16 protein-coding genes are annotated in these 17,831 nt (G+C 44.3%); 5 read left to right on the forward strand and 11 right to left on the reverse strand.

The annotated features are described in order from the left end of the window. The first annotated feature begins 186 nt into the window (after window positions 1-186). From GXP67_RS11800 to GXP67_RS11815, 4 genes are all read left to right on the forward strand, one after another. Entirely contained in the window at window positions 187-459 is a 273-nt protein-coding gene (locus tag GXP67_RS11800) for an ABC transporter permease (RefSeq protein ID WP_162443309.1), read from the forward strand. Window positions 460-485: 26 nt separating this feature from the next. Further along, on the forward strand, window positions 486-725 hold the full coding sequence (locus tag GXP67_RS11805) for an ABC transporter permease (protein WP_232065169.1): 240 nt from the start codon (window positions 486-488) through the stop codon (window positions 723-725). Between the two features lie 142 nt (window positions 726-867). Further along, window positions 868-1,362: a helix-turn-helix domain-containing protein gene (locus tag GXP67_RS11810; protein ID WP_162441766.1), complete on the forward strand. Its 495-nt coding sequence runs from the start codon at window positions 868-870 to the stop codon at window positions 1,360-1,362. Between the two features lie 5 nt (window positions 1,363-1,367). Further along, the gene (locus GXP67_RS11815) at window positions 1,368-1,961 is read left to right on the forward strand and encodes an IS630 family transposase (protein WP_162441765.1); all 594 of its coding nucleotides are present in this window, start codon (window positions 1,368-1,370) and stop codon (window positions 1,959-1,961) included. Here the strand turns inward: GXP67_RS11815 and GXP67_RS11820 are convergent. From GXP67_RS11820 to GXP67_RS11850, 7 genes are all read right to left on the reverse strand, one after another. Next, window positions 1,923-2,366 carry an LIC_13387 family protein gene (locus GXP67_RS11820; RefSeq protein ID WP_162443310.1) on the reverse strand — a complete coding sequence of 148 codons (444 nt, stop codon included), beginning with the start codon at window positions 2,364-2,366 and terminating at the stop codon, window positions 1,923-1,925. The genes GXP67_RS11815 and GXP67_RS11820 overlap by 39 nt on opposite strands. 126 nt (window positions 2,367-2,492) lie before the next feature. Continuing rightward, window positions 2,493-3,314, reverse strand: a complete 822-nt coding sequence (locus GXP67_RS11825) for a helix-turn-helix domain-containing protein (protein ID WP_162443311.1) — start codon at window positions 3,312-3,314, stop codon at window positions 2,493-2,495. Window positions 3,315-3,441: 127 nt separating this feature from the next. Further along, window positions 3,442-4,311, reverse strand: coding sequence for a GNAT family N-acetyltransferase (locus tag GXP67_RS11830; RefSeq protein ID WP_162443312.1), 870 nt, complete (start codon window positions 4,309-4,311; stop codon window positions 3,442-3,444). A 118-nt stretch (window positions 4,312-4,429) separates the two neighbouring features. Continuing rightward, complete coding sequence (locus tag GXP67_RS11835) at window positions 4,430-7,564, reverse strand: PVC-type heme-binding CxxCH protein (protein WP_162443313.1); 3,135 nt, start codon at window positions 7,562-7,564, stop codon at window positions 4,430-4,432. Window positions 7,565-7,982: 418 nt separating this feature from the next. Further along, a complete protein-coding gene (locus tag GXP67_RS11840) occupies window positions 7,983-9,644 on the reverse strand; it encodes a carboxylesterase/lipase family protein (RefSeq protein WP_162443314.1) in 1,662 nt (553 codons plus the stop codon). Between the two features lie 109 nt (window positions 9,645-9,753). Then, window positions 9,754-12,198: an alpha-L-rhamnosidase-related protein gene (locus GXP67_RS11845; RefSeq protein WP_162443315.1), complete on the reverse strand. Its 2,445-nt coding sequence runs from the start codon at window positions 12,196-12,198 to the stop codon at window positions 9,754-9,756. 190 nt (window positions 12,199-12,388) lie between these two features. Beyond that, window positions 12,389-13,372 (reverse strand): aldo/keto reductase, encoded by a 984-nt coding sequence (locus GXP67_RS11850; RefSeq protein ID WP_162443316.1) that lies wholly within the window; start codon window positions 13,370-13,372, stop codon window positions 12,389-12,391. Between the two features lie 379 nt (window positions 13,373-13,751). Between GXP67_RS11850 and GXP67_RS11855 the strand changes: the two genes are divergently transcribed. Further along, window positions 13,752-13,940: a hypothetical protein gene (locus GXP67_RS11855; RefSeq protein ID WP_162443317.1), complete on the forward strand. Its 189-nt coding sequence runs from the start codon at window positions 13,752-13,754 to the stop codon at window positions 13,938-13,940. Window positions 13,941-14,213: 273 nt separating this feature from the next. Here GXP67_RS11855 and GXP67_RS11860 read toward each other — a convergent pair whose 3' ends face one another. The 4 genes from GXP67_RS11860 to GXP67_RS37390 all read right to left on the reverse strand — a co-directional run bounded on the left by GXP67_RS11860 (window position 14,214) and on the right by GXP67_RS37390 (window position 17,747). Next, window positions 14,214-16,472: a xanthine dehydrogenase family protein molybdopterin-binding subunit gene (locus GXP67_RS11860; RefSeq protein WP_162443318.1), complete on the reverse strand. Its 2,259-nt coding sequence runs from the start codon at window positions 16,470-16,472 to the stop codon at window positions 14,214-14,216. A gap of 20 nt (window positions 16,473-16,492) precedes the next feature. Next, on the reverse strand, window positions 16,493-16,963 hold the full coding sequence (locus GXP67_RS11865) for a (2Fe-2S)-binding protein (RefSeq protein WP_162443319.1): 471 nt from the start codon (window positions 16,961-16,963) through the stop codon (window positions 16,493-16,495). 281 nt (window positions 16,964-17,244) lie between these two features. Continuing rightward, on the reverse strand, window positions 17,245-17,538 hold the full coding sequence (locus GXP67_RS11870) for a cupin domain-containing protein (protein WP_232065173.1): 294 nt from the start codon (window positions 17,536-17,538) through the stop codon (window positions 17,245-17,247). Window positions 17,539-17,570: 32 nt separating this feature from the next. Then, window positions 17,571-17,747, reverse strand: coding sequence for a hypothetical protein (locus GXP67_RS37390; RefSeq protein WP_232065174.1), 177 nt, complete (start codon window positions 17,745-17,747; stop codon window positions 17,571-17,573). Window positions 17,748-17,831 lie beyond the last annotated feature (84 nt).

Below are 17,831 nucleotides of genomic sequence, written 5' to 3' on the forward strand. Positions count from 1 at the left end.
ACAAAATGCCGGCTGAAGAAGAGGCAGAAAAGCCTTACTGTCTCAATCTGGCAGGCTGTACGAATCAGTAAAGCATATAATTCAAGAATATTGTATAGGCAAAGTCATCGGATTTAACCTGTGTATAAGATAATAATTCAGTTATATCTTGTATAAGAGCAAGGGCTGTTTTAACTTAATTACACTATGCTTAAGAATTATTTCAAGACCGCCTCCCGGAAGCTATCCAGGAATAAATTCTTCACGGTATTAAATGTCATTGGTTTGGCCCTTGGCATGTCGATCACTTTACTGTTCATTGCCCTGCTTTCATTCCTTAACCGCTATGACGATTTCCATCCTCATAAGGACCGGATCTATCGGGTAACTACACAGGTATATGACAAAGCGGAAAATCCCCATTATGCATCAGTTCCTGTAGGTCTTGCGCAAAACTACAAGAAGAGGTTACAGGTGTAGAAAAAGTAGTCCGTATCCATAGTTCATTGTATGGAGATGCGATATATGGAGAAAAGAAGATCCGGCTGAATGGTTATTTTGCTGATCCTACCTTTTATGAGATTTTTAATTTTCCTTTACTTGAAGGAAACAGGGCTACAGCACTTACCAATCCCAACACCATTGTAATCTGTGAAAGGGAAGCAAGAAATTTTTTTGGCAGCAAAGAAGCAATGGGTGAAATAATCAGTATAGAAGGGTATGGAGATTTTGTGGTCATAATTTAAGAAGCGAATAACAGTGTGAATGGTCATTTCTATTGAGCCATTTTGCTGTTGGAAAAGCTATTTCTTGTTTCCTTTTACAGCAAGAATACATAATACCGAATAGTATAAAGAACCTTCCATAGATGTTATATGTTGATCAAGTATGGGAAGAGTAACCAAAACTGAGCTCATCGAGAGTGCCGAGCAGTTGCTGAAGATGAGCAAAAAAATAGCCCATCCGCTAGCCGGAGCCAGACTGCGGGCTTTTTACCTCTACAAGAGTGGGCAGGCTAAAGCGTATGGACAAATAGCTGCTGCCGTAGGCTATGAGCGTCATGCAGTGGGCCAGTGGTTCCGGCTTTACAAACAGAAAGGGCTGCAAGCCTGTCTTCAGATAGATCCGGGCGGCCACAAAAGGGCATCACAGATTGCAGGTAAAGTACTTGAGCAGTTGAAGGCAAAGCTTGCTGATCCAAACAACTATTTTACTTCTTATAAGCAAATCCATGAGTGGTTGCACACGGCGCATGGCATTGATCTGAGCTATGAGCATGTACATTGGTTTGTCCACCGACAGCTGGGGGCAAAGCTGAAAGTGGTTAGAAAGAGCAACCTGAAAAAGGATCTAGCCTATGAGCAGAAGTATAAAAAAAACTAAACTTGGTGCTCACTTTCCTCTTACAGCGCTACTATGCTCCTTTGGCTGCCAAAGGGGTAGTCAGCCATTGGAAGGTGTACTATCAGGATGAGAGCCGCTTTGGTTTGATGACTGTTTTGAGAAGAGCCATCACCCTTGCCGGCATAAAACCGGTAGGAGCCTATCAGCACCGCTTCATCTACCGCTACTGCTATGGATTGGTAGAACCGCTGACAGGAGATCACTTCTTTATTACTGCCCCACAGGTTAACACGCTTTACTTTGAGTATATGCTTGAGGAGTTTAGCCGCCATCAACCGCAAGTGTTCAAGTTTATCTTTGTAGACAAAGCAGGCTATCACCGGGCAAAAGCCTTGCAAGTGCCCCAAAATATCCGCCTGGTGTATTTACCTTCTTCCAACCCTGAACTCAATCCGGTCGAAAGGCTGTGGGGGGATATGAAAAACAAAGTAGCTTTTCACAACTTCAGCCATGAACAAGAACTGGAAGCCTGGATCACTAATACGGCTAAAAGTTATGGGCAAAGACAGATCGCCTCTCTAACCGGATACCCTTACATTTTAGAAGCCATCAGCAAGATTACAACCTCTATGGAATAGCCTTCGCCCTATTTGGTATAATATACCAGCTATGAAACTCATACTGGCTGCAAAAGGAAAAAAGTAGAGGTACTCAATAATGCCAAATAAGATATAGACAATACCAATAGGATAAAGCAATCTATTAGCAATCTGCCTTTGATCGTTTATGAACCCTGAGATGAACCATAGCAATAAAATACTCATGGCAAACAAGCCTAAAATCATCAAACTGTATCCGGTATAGTAGTCGGCCATGCTTTTAGCCGCTCCCATAAAATCTGCTTTGTGGGTTTTCATTGCTTCTACTACTTGTTTCATTTTAGTATCCTCAGGGGTATCCCAGGTGAAATGACCCATCGTGTGCCCCAGCAAATGCACCAATATCAATAAAGCAGCAATTCTTACTATTACTTTTGCTTTCATATTTTATACATGTTATACTCCCATTTGATTTACTTCGCTGTCAACGGACATACCTACGGCCCGCCTCTTGATTATAAGACAAAAGTATCGTGCTGTTTGCTTGAAGTATTGTAAAAATCGGAAGTGCTAGTCTTTGTAGAAAATATGCCCGAACTGGTTGTCTGTCTTTATAAACTGGACAGGTGGCAGCCCAGTAAAGCGTTTAAACTCTTTGATAAAGTGAGCCTGGTCATAAAAATAGTGATAGATGTCTTCTCTAAAAAAGTCAGCCGTCGGATTACCAGCACTTGCCTGATAGAACTGCATAAAACGTGTTACCGAAGAGAGGGTCTTGGGGCTTATCCCCACTTTTTCAATAAACTTTTCATAAAGCCAACGGCTACTATACCCGGTTTTTTGTTCTAATTCACTTACGGCGATCAGCCCTTTTGAACTTGCTATTTGTTGAAGGCAATAATCAAGAATTACGTCCGGAGATGATTTTGAAAGCAGGCTACGTAAATACGATTGGATGATATGGATTTTTTGGCTAATGGGTTCCGTGTTGGCTATGCGTTCGTTGATACGTCTGGCAGATGTACCCAGGATTTCTTCCAGGGGAAAGATTTTATTTTTTATTTCACTATGCCGGAGTTGAAAGAGACGATACGTGCCTAAGGGAGAAAATTCCAGACCTATATTAATATGTGGCGCATCATGTTCTACATCCACTATGGCCGGGCTGTCTGCAATGCCGATTAACGTAATAGATGATTCTTTTGACAGATGAGACCAGTCTTTATATTTGCCTAAAAGTCCATTGTGGAGGGGAATAATAAGTTTAGCCATGCCATTGGGAACGATTACCTTCATGTTTTCATCAGGCAATCGTCTGCTGTTTTCAAAAACCCACATCTTGCCTATATAGGGTCTTAGTTCGGGATGAGGCTGGATGAGTTCAAGTTTCATGTTGTTTTTTCAAAAATTTTATCTGGTATTGCAATCGGCAGAACCTATGATTAAGTGCGGAATCATACGTATAAAGAGCAAAATACTCAGTAAATGATCAAGTCACAATGAGAAAAGGGTAAAATCACTATCCTAACTCAGGCCCGGCAATGGCATATTGTAAGTTTATATTTCCTGCCTCTGGTAAGGCTCCCAGATGCATCCGGATGAAAGGCCTTTGTCTGACAAATCCTAAATTTTGAAGTTCATCCAGCCATGACTGCTGCCAGGCATATACATCTACAATCACAGGTTTTGATTGAGCTGCTGCCATGGCACTTAACAATAGATCTCTGGCATCCGCTACATTCCGGGCAATAATGGGCCCGATATGTTCAAAATTACTGCCGGATCGCCCAAAACAATAGCCACTCATCACGCCATTATATTCCAGGTAATAGCCATAATGCGGCGATCTGGCTTGTAAATGGCGTAATACTATGGCCCGGTCTGCTCCAAAAACAGTAGGGTCCATTTTAATTATTTGCTCTATTGCTCCACGATCTACTACACTACAGTTGCCCAACGGAGCAGGTAAGGGTCTATCCGTTTTTCGCTCGAGTCGCCATAATTCTGTTTCCACTTGAAAGCCTAATGTTTGATAGAGTTTCATGCCCTGCGGTGTCGCATCCAAGCGGATGGTTGCTTTTCTGTCGGCAGTACGTATAGCGGTTTCTACCAAGGTCCTGCCAATGCCTAAGCCTCGATAGGAAGGATTTACCAGCACCATGCCAATCCAGTTGAATCTGTCCTGATAAGGAAGAGTAGTTAGGGTGCCTGCCTCTTTGCCTTCATAGATCGCTACAAAATTTCCCTCTCTGCCGGCTGTAAGTAACAGTTCCCAATCCGCTTCCAGTTGGTTCCAGCGTGCCATTGCTTTTACTTTCATAGCAAAGGCAATATCTGCCTGACTCATCAGACGCAACTGTAAATGGGCTGAGACTACTATCCGCTTCATCAGCAAAGATTAATTCCTGGCATTATTTTACATCAACTTTTTAAAATACAAACATAAGTCAACCTAAACATATGATTTTACCCACCTTTAAATCAATAAACTGCCTGTCATTTCTGATTTATTTTAAGGTACGGATGTAGGAAAGCAAATCGGCAACTTGCTCATCGGTATATCCATCGAGTAACCCCTTCATCATAAAAGAGCGGCCTCCCAAAAAACCCTGGCTTCTGATAGTAGCGGCTTCAATGAAAACTTTGCTCCCTCCCATCAATGCAATAGTAACCCCTTTATCGTCTTTTTTGACTAAATATCCTTCAACACTGCTCCCATCTTTTTTGCTCACCCGGTATACCGCATAATTGGACTCTACAGCTGCATCCGGATCAAGAAGGGCCGTAAGAAGGGCTTCGTTTTCACGGTTGGCCGAACCATCTAAAGCAGGGGCAATATCTTGTCCGGTGTTGCCCACTTTGTGGCACTGGAGGCAGGTCTGAAAGAGCATTTTTCCTTGTGTAGCATTCCCTGCTTTTTTCTCTGCAATGGTCATATATTTGGCGAATTTAGCTGTAAAAACGGCCTTTTGTTCTTCCTCGCGCTTTTTTACAGCTTCAAACAGTGCAATACTACGCCTGTCCGATCGATTGCTCGTATGAATCCGCTCTGCCGTTGAGAGATCAAAGGCGGCCAGATCAATATATTTTTTATCGTACAGATTCATCAGCAAACCAGCACCTTGTTTTGAGGCTGACAACGCACTGGCAGCGCTTTTCTTTTCAGCCTGGCTAAGTTTTGGAATCCATAGCTGAATAGTTTGGCTCCCCTGTTGCGCATTAGCCTGAATGAGGTTATGCAAAGCAGCTAACCGCATGTCGAAGCTATATTTTTCATTTTGAAATACCTGAGTAAATACTTGCTGATTGGCTGGCAGATCATTCTCCAGTGCCTTTAAAGCGAGTTCGAGGGTTTTGTCGCTTATTTGATCATTAATTAAGGCAGTAATTCTCTCACTTGATTTTTCAATATTAAATCGTCCGATGGCATCCAGGGCAAGATTAATCTCAGGCTCTGTACCATTCGCAAGCAGGTGGCTTACAGGTACCTGTAGAAGTGCAGAAAAGGCAGGCGATTGAACCTGGGCTTGATTTTCTACGGCCATTTTTGTATAGGCGGCTGCATGGGCAGGATTCTGGAAGGTAGGTTTCACCGCCTCGTAAATTTCTTTGTTATCCAGCATATTAGCTATGCCAATGAAAAGAGATTCATCAAGCTTTGTAATATTCGATTTAGGCCATAGCCTTAAAAAAGCTGTTTCTTTTGGCCCTTTTGGTAACGCCTGAATAGCCCAAAGCAGATTTTCAACAGGAACGTTACTGGCAGTCTTAGAATTGAGATATGCTTGCAATTCATCCGGATATTGTTCCAAGGCTCTCCGGGCAAGAAAACGCTCAAATTTTCTTTCGTAGGCTCCACCCATCGCATTCCCTGGAAGTTCAGCTTTACAAGCCCGAACCAATAGATCAAGAACAGCAGCATCAGACTTTTGCATTTCTGTTAAAGTCCGGAGTACCTGAGCACGGACAATCGGATTTTTATCTTCAATTAATACTTTTATTTCGGCAGGCAGGGTGGCAGGGGTGAGCGAGAAACTAGTTAAAGAACGGACTGCTTCACACCGGAGATAATCGAGCGGAGACTTTAGCAGGAAAGAGAGCAGTTTGGCATCATAATGCTTAATCCCTTCTAAAGACCACAGGGCATGGATACGGGTCACTTCATCTGCAGATCCATCAGAAGCTAAGGCTATCAGCGAGGAAGCTAATGCTTTGGTTTCTGACATTGGCCGGTCTGAAATCTGATGCCAGGCAGCCCGCTTAGCCCAAAGTGATGGGGATTTCAGAAAATTTACAAGATCTTCCGTTTTAACAGTAAGGAAATTGGGGATATCTCTTGACTTTTGGCTGATGTGACGGATACGCCAGATTCTGCCATGGGACTTGTCCCGGTCCGGATGCGTTGTGGGGAGTTCATTGTGAGAAATAATCTTGTTATACCAGTCTGCAATATAGAGGCATCCATCCGGACCAAATTCTATATTCACCGGCCGGAACCAGTCGTCTTTGGAGGTTAATAAATCTGGCAAATGCTCCATTTTTACACTTCCGTCTGCATTCCTTATGATTTTAACAGCATTGATCGTATTGGTAATGGGATTGGCAAGAAATGCGACATTCTTCCATACTGCCGGAAAAGTTCCTGATTCATCGTCAGGAAAGGCAGTGCCGGAAATTCCGGTCCCTCCCACACGAAAGCTATGAAGTTCTGGCATCCAGGGCTGATAGGAACGCAGGCGAACATTGCCAATTCCCGGAAATCCTGTGCCTGGTTCCATCGGAGTAACCGCATATCCTAAATCGTTTGCTTCAGACCCATACCATTGTCCATTACGGCGGAGCTGAAATCCCCAGATATTATTGAGGCCGGAACTCACAATTTCCAGCTGTTTGGCATCCAGAGAAAAGCGAACAATTTTACTGTAGTCAACGCTCAATTTAACCTTGCTCTGCAAAGAGGTAACTTCCCCTTTATTGAGGGCTCCATGGCTAAAGTGAATCCAATTACCTGGCGCCCTTACCAGGCTGTGCGACATGGTATGCGTATCCGTAAAACCAAACCCGGTTAACATAGGAATGCGTTGATCTGCTTTGCCATCCTGATTGGTATCTTTTAGAAAAAAAAGCTCAGAGCCCTGTGCAACGTAGGCACCATCTTTATAAGGCATAATACTTTGTGGAATAGTAAGACTATCCGCCCAAACGGTGGTTTTTACCGGAGCTTTATTATAAAAACTGGAAAGAATAAGGATCTTGTCTATCCCTTTGGTCTTACCCTGATAAAGATCAAGGATACGCTTGAAGCTGGGATGGTTCTTCTGAGCCTGTTGGTCATTCATCAAATTTAATAAATCATCCCATTGAATGTCAGCTATCGGGTCGAGTGGATACATCTGAGCGGTTTGAGTCCAGAGTCTGCCTGAGTCATCAAAAGTAAGATCGATGGGGTTGATCACGCCCTCCCTTTCACTGGCGACAAGTTCAACAATAAAACCCTCTGATACGGTGAATCCTGCCATTTCTTCTTCGGGCGTATTGGCCTGATTGCGGATAGAATGCGTTTTTTTCTGGGCAAGCAGTGAGGGAGCAGAAAACAAGCCTGCCAGAAGCAAAAGTGTACCTGCTATACTTTTGAAATTCATATCATGGAATGGTTATGTCAAAATGAAGTAGCATTTGTTTCGATCTTGAATGTACTGAAATACCTGTAGAAAAAACATAGCTCCTGTCGTTTTTCCAGTCTGCATTCGTCATAAATACCGATCCTTTTGAAGCACTGAATGTAGTAATTTTAAAGCTTCTTAGCTTTGTCCGACAAATAGACATCTCAGCATGCTGTTTGCATACCTGTCATCAATGTAGAGATGTTTTCAAGCAGTAGTTAAGAAGGAGTTTTTTGAATTTATAGAAATAGGGTATAATCAGAAAATAAAATATCACAGCAATGCGGCTTACTTTTGACCAGGTTATTATTGTAAGTTCAAAATATCCTGGTCAAGCAGAATCAACTACTTTTTCCAGTCACGCCAGATTTGATACCCAGTATTCGCTTAGATCTTCCTATAATTTTCCGATAGATCGCCACATGGCAAGTTCCTGGCTAAACCGGTTGTTAATTACCTCGCAAGTAGTATCAATGCGCATGGTAGGTCTGTTTTCAAGGGTATAGGCAGGCCATTCAGGTACCTCCTTTGCGGCAGGTTTCCCGGTACGTGCAAATGTAGTCCACAGCTCGGCAAAGTGATGGGAAGCGACAAACCTTTCCTTTTTATTGCCTCCAAAGAAACTCTCTTTAGGCTCAGAGCCGTCTCTAGGCGGAATTTCATTATTAAATTTAAAAGAAATATCCATGGCATGAGGTGTACCCATCGGATAGTCGGTACCTGGAATCTTCTTCTCTGACTTGTAACCGAAATTATACAAATATACCGGAGCACCCTGCTGCTTTACCTTTTTTTCTGCAATGTCCACTGAACCTAGTCCCATCATGGTAATGGAGGAAATGGCTACAAAAATGTTAGCTGCAGAGGCATTTGGGTTTGCTTTCCGGTAGGCATCTATAATCTTTTTTGTATCCCCTCCGTATTGCGGTTCCAATCTCTTCTGCAAGCCATTAAAATCAAGCGTGGCAAACTCGGTGTCTTTCCGTTCCCAGGCAAAGAAAGTATATTCATCTTCATTCCATCCAACTAAAAGTGGTTTGTTGCGGGATATCTGGGGGGCAGTTGGGTCAAAGGGGTGAGCAGGTAAAACCTTGCCATCTACTACCGGGCCAAAGCCCCCATAATTGCGGCGCATTGCGCCTAAATTCTTATTCTTTTCTATAAAAGGAGGAACAAACGGCAATTTGCCTTGCATGGTTAATAAATCGCTGGCAGGCACTTCCAGTAATTTCCGCCAGTCTTTGGGTGCAATGTTTAGCTCCTTTAAAAGCATGGCTGTGGTTTCTGCCGCTATTTCTTTAGTTGTCATGCGTACGCCAGGACCACTTTCAATGGATGCCTTGTTGAAATAAGGTGCTGCCGCAGGCATGGCATACAAACAGGAGGTTTTGGCTCCTCCGCCGGATTCGCCCCAGATCATCACATTACCTGGATCACCTCCGAACTGGGCTATGTTTTCCTTTACCCATTTTAACCCTTCTACAATATCTAACATACCCATATTGCCTGAACCGGCATAGCCTGCACCTGCTACTTCATCCAGATACAAAAACCCGAGCAAGCCTAAACGATGATTAGTTTCTACGACTACTACATCGAAATTACGGGCCAGATTGGTTCCATCCTGTCCGGCTGAGCCTCCGGAGCCAATGACAAATCCACCGCCATGCGAATAAAACATCACCGGACGCTTCTTGTTATCATTTGCCGGAGTCCAGACATTGAGGAAAAGGCAATCTTCGGCAGGAGCCGGTTCATTGCGCCTGGGCGACTGTATGGCAGGTGCACCCAGTTGCAGGGCATCTCGCACACCCGTCCATGATTCGAGTGGGGCAGGCTGACGGAATCTTCTATCACCTGACACTTTACCTGCATAGGGAATTCCTTTGAAAATAGCTACTCCATCGCTTCTTATACCCCGGATTTTTCCATGGGTAATCTCCACCTCAACAAACTCTTCTGGTTTGTGAACAGATGAAAAAGCGTAGGGTGGAATAGAGAATGCGGCGGTGGCAAGTGCCAGCCTGGATAAAAAATCTCTTCTGTCTATGGTACTCATGGTACTTTCTTTACGGATATGTATAGTTTAGTGTATTCGGTTAAAACTCTGAATGTATATGAAGTTATGGCTACTTTGTCAAGTAATTAAACCGGATGGCAGCTAAAGTTCATAACTTAAAATTGTTCTTACCTCCTTTTAACTGGTAGTTTTTATCCTTCCAGTTAAAAGTACCGGTTGTATTTTCCGGAAGGTGTATCTCTGCCTGCAAAGTATTCTTTTGTAATTTGTAGGTAACGGCTATTTTGCCATTGGGGTGAGGCATTTCTCCACTAATGTCTTGGATTGTTCCCAGATGAGGGGTAATCTTTATTTTAGCAAAGCCTGGTGCATCACTTTCAATGCCTAGTATGGTGCGGAAAAATTCAATGTTGGGGCTTGAACCCCAGGCATGGCAATCTGAGCGTGCTGTACTTACCTCTGAGATCTCTGCCCAAGTGGTAAGCCCTAAGGTCATATTTTCCCGCCATTTGTCTAGCCAGGAAAGATACTGGTTCCCGAGTCCGGCCTTAATAAAGGCCTGATGGAGATAGAATTTAAAATAGATAGAAGCAGGCACAAGGGTTGTATCCGCCAATAGCTTTTGAGCCAGGGCGGTTGCCTTTTCCCCAGAGACAACTCCTGCAAGGATGGCCAGGGAATTGGTATGTTGCGAGAAAGCATCTTTACCTTCAGTGTCTGCATAAAGCCCCTTCGCTTGATCCCAGTATTTACTTTGAATAGTCTGTTTGAGCGTATCCGCCCGGCTTGCATACATACGTGCCAGCTCTTTTACGCCTAAGTTGTTTTCTAGTTCACTGGCGAGCTGGTATGTCCAGAGCAATTGCAGATCCAGTACAGCTGATTCACCTTTCTTTCCAATAGGAGCCATTCCAAAATCCCATCCTTTCCCCTGTGCCCAATCGGTGAATACCCAGTAAGGTACATTTTGCAAAGAGCCATCTGCTTGCTGATATCTTTCAAAAAAGGATAGCACCCCTCTTGCACCGGGAAGTTTATCTTGAATAAAAAGGCTATCTGGCCGGTACATGTAGTAATCGTGCAGCATAGCCACCCACCAGAGAGAAAAGGTGGGAATCTGCTGATGCAGGTCTGTGGGATAACGGCTCAGGGTAATTCCTTCGGCAATACGGGAGTGATCCATGAGGGTAAGACCATATCTTGCCAGCCGGTCATCGCCTGCATTATAATAAGAAACCAGGGCTTGGATGCGGGCATCTCCGATATATTGCAATTGTTCGTAATATGGGCAATCCATGTAGGTTTCAAAGGCACAAAGGCGGGCCGTACGCCAGCCAATGTCAAGCATCTTTCCCATATCCTGGTTTTTCGTCTGAAGTTTGGCCTGATTGACAAAGGGGTAGCCAGTAAAGGTCCCGTATAGGTCTTCAATAATTAAAGGTTCCTCTTTTGTGTATACTTTTACCTGGATGTAGCGGTACGTTCTCCACCAGAGCGGGGTGTATTCCTGGTTAGCACTCCCATCGGAGAGTACACTGTCTGTCTTCCCGATGAATGTTTTTCCGTCCACTTCGTTGCGGTTCCCCTTGGGAAGAGTCGGAATAAAAAAGCCATTAATGTTTTCATTCTTCCGGATATACAATCCTTCTGCATAACCCATCGATACACTGGCATTCCGACCACCACTGAACAGCAGGGTTGGATAGGCATTGGTTAAAAAGCCCTGATCCAGCAAAAGGGTAGCTTTGGAATGGGCAGGTATGGTTACTTTCGCCTTTGTTGCCGGAAAGCCGGCCGGAACCTGCACTCCTTCAGCTTTTCTGGTGGCAGACAATCGTTGGATAGTCATTTCCATCTGTGGCAGCGGAGAGGGTACCAGCATCCATCCGGTAGAATTAACCGCTGCGTCTTTTGTAAGGCCAGGACCGATCATACGCGCTTTTACCCATTTGCTATCATCATAGGCTGGCTTATTCCAGCCTTTCACATGTTTGTTCATGTCCACAAGTTCAGCAGGACCGGCCACATAATACCCGGGAACCCTGACAGCTAATGGCTGGTAGCTTTCGTCCTTAGTAGTTTTCCAGCTATCATTTGTATTCAGAATTTCTTCCTGCTGGCTATTACCTTGTAGAATAAAAGCGGTTAAATAAGAAATCTGTGCTTCTGGTTTCTGCCGTCCATCATTCCAAACCAGGGCAGCTACGGTGTTGCTGCCAGCCGTTAAGGAAGAAGCAATATCCAGGGTTTCAAAATTCCAGAAGTACAGATCGCCGCGGGCAGGTCCCTGGGCTACTTGTTTGCCATTTACAAAGAGCTTGTATCGGTTATCAGCTGAAACATGAACAATGAAAGAAGCTGGTTTTCCTGTGAGTTCGATCGTTTTTCTGAATTTGAATACGCCATATTCCTTAAGCGTATGGTCTGAGGTGGCATTAAACCGGTTGATGGGCACGCCCGGACCAGTGATCCACTGTGCTTTCCATAGTTTCTGCAAGAGGTCGGCACTGATTTGTTGAGCCACCAGAGGCTGGGCTAACAGAAGCACCACTCCGGTGAAAAAAGATAAAGCAGTTCTTATGACAGCTCTCATTTGGATGTTGTAGAGTTTATTTAAAGTGAAGAACCCGTTGATCGTCTTACTTATAAATGGGCTCACCTCTCTTTAAAAAGTTCAATATATTCTTAAATATAGAATAATACTGTTCACCAACCTTCCTGTACTCTCATGGCTATATTTATAGCAAACCGACTGATATTGGAGGTATGTATCATTAGCTGGCTCAGCGACCGGTTCTTTGTTGTAAATGCTGAGGATATCTGGCTCCCTGCACCTCTATTCCGGCAAAGGCTCTTTCAATCTCTTGCAGATCCTCTTCAGTCAGGGTGATTTGTGCAGCCTTCAGGTTTTCTTCCAGGCGATGGATTTTGGTTGTTCCGGGAATAGGCACAATCCAGGGCTTCTGGGCCAGTACCCAGGCAAGGGCAATTTGCGCAGGGGTTGCATTTTTCTTCCGTGCAAACTCAGTCAGTTTCTCTACTACTACTCCGTTGGCTTTCCGGTTCTCTTCCGCAAACCGTGGCACTATATTGCGGAAGTCTGTTTTGTCGAACTGGGTATTTTCATTAATAGCTCCGGTCAGAAAGCCTTTCCCCAGCGGACTGAAGGGTACGAAGCCAATGCCCAGTTCTTCCAAGACTGGCAGTATTTCTTTTTCTGGTTCCCGCCACCATAAGGAGTATTCGCTTTGCAGAGCCGCTACCGGTTGTACGGCATGTGCCCGCCCGATGGATTCTATGCCAGCTTCGGACAGTCCAAAATGCTTTACTTTTCCTTCCTTGATTAATTCCTTTACCGTTCCGGCTACCTCTTCCATCGGTACATTGGGATCAACCCTGTGCTGATAAAACAGATCAATCCGGTCAGTTTTCAACCGTTTGAGTGCCGCTTCGGCCACATTGCGGATGTTCTCCGGCCTGCTGTTCATTCCCAGATCAGTTTTTCCTTGCTCGAAACCGAATTTGGTGGCAATGATTACCTGATCCCGAAAAGGAGCCAGGGCCTCGCCTAGAATCTCCTCATTTTTAAACGGACCATACGCTTCAGCGGTGTCGAAGAAAGTAACTCCCCAGTCAAAGGCGCTGCGGATTAATTTTATGGCCTCTTCTTTATTTGTTTCGGGGCCATAACCAAAGCTGAGGCCCATGCAGCCAAGTCCAATCGCAGACACTTCTAATCCACTTTTTCCTAATTTTCTTTTTTGCATGTTGCTAGTCATTTTATTGCTGTTTATGTTTTGGATGATATATACGTTGAATGATGGATGCAAAAGTAGATGGTCAGTCAGGAAGAAACTAAAACTATTCAATCAAGCTTTTACGAGATTCAAATATGGCAGATGCTTAAAAGGCTCACTTGCCCAGAGCTATCATTTTCTATATAACTACTTTAAAGCAGACTTCAAGGCATAAATATCTTTACACTCAATCTTGTTTACACCCGGCATGATTATTCAGTAAGCAGTGGAGTATAAAAAGCTTTACCTATTTGTTTAACTAAACCACATGGTTTTTACGTATACTTTCAAAATTTTTATGTTATTCTATTTGCTTACATAAAAATCAACCACAACCCATAAGTCTATTATGAAAAAGTTGTTAGTAATCGTCGCTATAGCTGGTGTTTTTACGGCTTGCGGAAACAATAATGAAAGCTCCAGCAGTTCAGACAGCACGGCTACCAGCATTACTCCTCCATCAACTGCTGATTCTACCAGTGAGATGGCGCCGATGATGGGTGATACAGCAAAGGCAACCATTGATAGTGTAAGATAGCAGAAGCAGTTTTAATCGATAGTTTCTTCTTCATTTAATCAACTTAAGCAGCTATTGTTTGTGTATGGCCGACAGGAGAAGTAAAATTTCAGAATTCTGCTCTTGGTAATAAATTTCAGTCTAGGAAGATGTAGTATATAAATAAATAAGAGAGCCATTCGACAGGAAAATATATGCCTCTTCTATTGAATGGCTCTTTTGATCAGGTCTTGAAAACAACTCTAATTCATCTCTTTATTATACCTGTTTTAGCTGAGCAGAAGCTTACAGGCACTATACCAGTGGACCCTTACCTTGAAGGAACGGCTGGGTATATTCCCGCTTCCCTGTGGCCTTGTATATAGCGTTTGCCAGCGCTCCAAAAATGGGTGGAAACAAGGGTTCTCCCAGACCAGTGGGCTCCACTTCACTTTTTACAAAATGTACTTCAATCGCCTTAGGTGCTTCGCTATGCCGGATCATGCGATAGGTATGGAAATTATTCTTCTGGGGCACTCCCTCTTTAAAAGTCATTTCTCCATACAGGGCATTTCCTATCCCATCTATAATGGCCCCTTCGCCCATATTAGCAGCTGCATCCGGATTTACCACAATGCCACAGTCAACGGCTGCATACACTTTCTCCACAATCGGTTTATCTTCCTTCATCGACAGGTCAATCACCTCCGCTACGTAGGTATTATGACAGAAGTAGGCCGAAACGCCCCGGTGGACATCCTTGGTATCCTTTTTCCAATTCGACTTATCTCTCACCAGTTTCAATACGCCTGCATAGCGGTCGGGGTCATAATCATTGTCTTTACCTACCGGATTTTTCTTGGCGCGCTCTAACAGTTCCAGACGAAACTCTATGGGGTCCTTACCAGCCAGTTCAGCCACTTCGTCCAGGAAGGACTGCTCTGCCCCACCCAGGAAATTGGACCTGGGCGCCCGGAATGCGCCGATGGTGATATTAGAATTCAGCACCCATTCTTCGGCCAGGTAATTATCCACTGCACCTGCCGGAAAACGGTTTTGGGAAAAGCCCAGCGGACCTTCCGGAATACCTCCTGCTTTTACCTGATAGGCAATCAGATTGTTATTTTCATCCAGAGCTGCTTTGTAGGTGGCTGTGTAGGTAGGCCGGTAAATGCCATAGGTCATATCATCTTCCCTGGTGTACATGAGTTTGACCGGGGCATTGAGTTTCTGGGAAATAGCCGCTGCTTCTACCAAGTGGTGTCCATACGCACGTTGACCAAAGCCTCCGCCCATCCTGGCTAACTTGATGTGAATCTTTTCTTTGGGCAAACCCAGCCGGGCCGTCAGTGCTTGCATGATGAACTCTGGTGCCTGAATAGGGCCAATGAGTTCTGCTTTGTCTGCGGTAACATGCGCATAACAGTTGACAGGCTCCATGCAGTTGTGGGCAAGGAATGGTGCTGTATAGGTCCGCTCAATCACTTTTGCCGCTTTTTTAAAGGCTACTTCCGGATTGCCATCTTTGCGAAGCTCTTTCCCGGGTTTTTTTGCCATTTCGGCCATCTTCGCCTGATGCCCCTCGCTGCTCTCCAGTCCAGCAGGAATGGTAACGGTCTGTTTGCCACCTCTACCAGCTACTGCAATCGTCGTGTCAGCTATTTTTTCCCATTCTACTTTCAAGGCTTTTTTGGCGTTCATTACCTCCCAGGTAGTATTACCCACTACTACCACAAGTTCTGTGAAACTGGTGGTATCAAACCCGTTTCTCTCGTAATCATCTGCAAGGGTTTTAATAATAAACACATCCTTGATGCCGGGCATAGCTTTCGCTGCTTTGTCATCTACTGATTTCACTTTTAATCCGAAGGCAGGCGGATGCACCATCATAGCAATGAGCATTCCTTCCTTCTTGTAATCCATAGTAAACAAGGGTTTACCAGTCACAATATTGAGTCCTTCTACATTTCTTTTCGAGTTGCCAATAATCTTGTAATCCTTGCTGTTTTTGAAGGGCACTTCTTTTGGTACCTCAAGTCCGGCAGCTTTAGAAGTCATTTCACCATAGCTTGCTTTTTTGCTACTTCCTTTATGATGCAGAATTCCATTCTCGGTAGTGATTTCCCCGGCAGGCACCTGCCATGTTTGTGCGGCGGCTTCAATAAGCATATGACGGGCGGTAGCTCCTGCCGTCCGGAGAGGTTTCCAGGCGGCCCGCATCGCCTGACTTCCCCCGGTAAACTGGCGTTCGAAGCGTTCGGGGAAAAAGTCAGCCTGTTCTACTGTAACGTTTTTCCAGTCTACGTCCAGCTCTTCTGCCAGCATCATGGGAAGCGATGTTTTTACGTTGGATCCAAATTCGGGGTTAGGGGCCATTAGCGTAATAGCTCCATTATCTGCAATTTTGATGTAGCTATTTAGCTCAAACCATTCTTTGGGAAGGGTGGCTACCTCTTCAGGCGTAGATGGGTTACATCCGGCCAGCCAGCTAAAGCTGAGCATCATCCCCCCGCCGGCAAGAGCAGATACTTTTAAAAAAGATCTGCGGTTTATCGTTTTTTCTATGGGTTGCATAGTTGAGAAGAGTTAGGTGATTAGGATTTAGCAGCGCTTGACTTAGCAGCTGTTTTGATGGCAGCCTTGATCCGCAAGTAAGTAGCACAGCGGCAGATATTGCCATTCATGGCCGATTCAATCTCCGCATCGCTAGGCGTGGGATTGCTCTTTAACAAGGCACTAGCGTTCATGATCTGACCGGCCTGACAATAGCCGCACTGGGCCACATCATGTTCCAGCCAGGCTTTCTGTACCGGGTGATCACCTTTCTCTGACAAGCCTTCAATGGTTGTGATGGACTGATTGCCTACCCCTGATACGGGCAGTTGACAAGAGCGGGTAGCTATCTCGCCCAGGTGGATGGTGCATGCGCCACATTGGGCAACACCACAGCCGTACTTGGTGCCAACCAGGTTCAGGTGGTCACGCAGGACCCATAACATGGGGGTAGCAGGGTCCACATTCACCTGGCTTTGTTTTCCATTGATGTTTAAGTTGAAGATGGCCATAATGGTAATTATTAGAATTGGTTTTTAAAATCTTCTATAGTATACCAGCTATAAATAAAGGTATAATTTAGCTATTGTAGGTACGTAAATCAAACAATAAGCTGCCAAATTCACAGACTCCTAAATTTCAGCGGACTCACCCGGACAGGTTTTTAAAGAAGTTATTGAAACAGGTGACTTCTATAAAACTTAATTCATACGCAATTTCTGATACACTCGAGTTCCTGTATTTCAGGAGAATTTCAGCCTCCCATAAAAGGTAATGAAGTAAATTTTCACCGTTATTTCATTGATAGCTTATTGTATTCTTCCTCTGACACCGGTTTAAGCCATACTACCGCCCCTTTTCCTGCATTTGTGCTGATGGCAATATGGCTAAGTTCACTATCCGGTGCCGCACCGTGCCAATGAATCGTATTTGGCGCACACTTGATTACATCGCCCTTCCGGAGTTCTTTAACCGCTTTGCCTTTTTCCTGATAACGTCCTTTTCCACTGGTAACCAGTAATATTTGCCCGCCTGGATGATAATGCCAGTTCGTTCTGGCGCCCGGTTCAAAAGTTACGTTTCCCATAGAAGTATTAAATGTAGTATCGCTATTTACCATCATGTGTAGCATGCGCTGCCGGTGAAATTAGCAGACTGAATTTTTTCTCCTTTTGGAAAAATCATATTGCCAGCATGAATGGCATCCGGAACGTTTTGTCCGTTGGCGATAAAGCAACAGGCAATGAATACGGCAAGTAAAACAATAGGACTTAGATCAGGACATTTCATTTTCATTTGCATTATTTTTTGAGACAGAGATAGGGAATTACTATAGCTTTATAAATTCTCTGATTAAAGCTTGTGATTTCCTTCGTCGCA

The organism is Rhodocytophaga rosea, from assembly GCF_010119975.1.
In the GTDB taxonomy this organism is placed as follows: Bacteria; Bacteroidota; Bacteroidia; order Cytophagales; family 172606-1; genus Rhodocytophaga; species Rhodocytophaga rosea.

Coding starts and splice junctions, on each gene's coding strand:
- GXP67_RS11800 (WP_162443309.1), top strand. CDS start 187: ATGCTTAAGAATTATTTCAAGACCGCCTCCCGGAAGCTATCCAGGAAT.
- GXP67_RS11810 (WP_162441766.1), top strand. CDS start 868: ATGGGAAGAGTAACCAAAACTGAGCTCATCGAGAGTGCCGAGCAGTTG.
- GXP67_RS11820 (WP_162443310.1), bottom strand. CDS start 2,366: ATGAAAGCAAAAGTAATAGTAAGAATTGCTGCTTTATTGATATTGGTG.
- GXP67_RS11825 (WP_162443311.1), bottom strand. CDS start 3,314: ATGAAACTTGAACTCATCCAGCCTCATCCCGAACTAAGACCCTATATA.
- GXP67_RS11830 (WP_162443312.1), bottom strand. CDS start 4,311: ATGAAGCGGATAGTAGTCTCAGCCCATTTACAGTTGCGTCTGATGAGT.
- GXP67_RS11835 (WP_162443313.1), bottom strand. CDS start 7,564: ATGAATTTCAAAAGTATAGCAGGTACACTTTTGCTTCTGGCAGGCTTG.
- GXP67_RS11840 (WP_162443314.1), bottom strand. CDS start 9,644: ATGAGTACCATAGACAGAAGAGATTTTTTATCCAGGCTGGCACTTGCC.
- GXP67_RS11845 (WP_162443315.1), bottom strand. CDS start 12,198: ATGAGAGCTGTCATAAGAACTGCTTTATCTTTTTTCACCGGAGTGGTG.
- GXP67_RS11850 (WP_162443316.1), bottom strand. CDS start 13,372: ATGCAAAAAAGAAAATTAGGAAAAAGTGGATTAGAAGTGTCTGCGATT.
- GXP67_RS11855 (WP_162443317.1), top strand. CDS start 13,752: ATGAAAAAGTTGTTAGTAATCGTCGCTATAGCTGGTGTTTTTACGGCT.
- GXP67_RS11860 (WP_162443318.1), bottom strand. CDS start 16,472: ATGCAACCCATAGAAAAAACGATAAACCGCAGATCTTTTTTAAAAGTA.
- GXP67_RS11865 (WP_162443319.1), bottom strand. CDS start 16,963: ATGGCCATCTTCAACTTAAACATCAATGGAAAACAAAGCCAGGTGAAT.
- GXP67_RS11870 (WP_232065173.1), bottom strand. CDS start 17,538: ATGGGAAACGTAACTTTTGAACCGGGCGCCAGAACGAACTGGCATTAT.
- GXP67_RS37390 (WP_232065174.1), bottom strand. CDS start 17,747: ATGAAAATGAAATGTCCTGATCTAAGTCCTATTGTTTTACTTGCCGTA.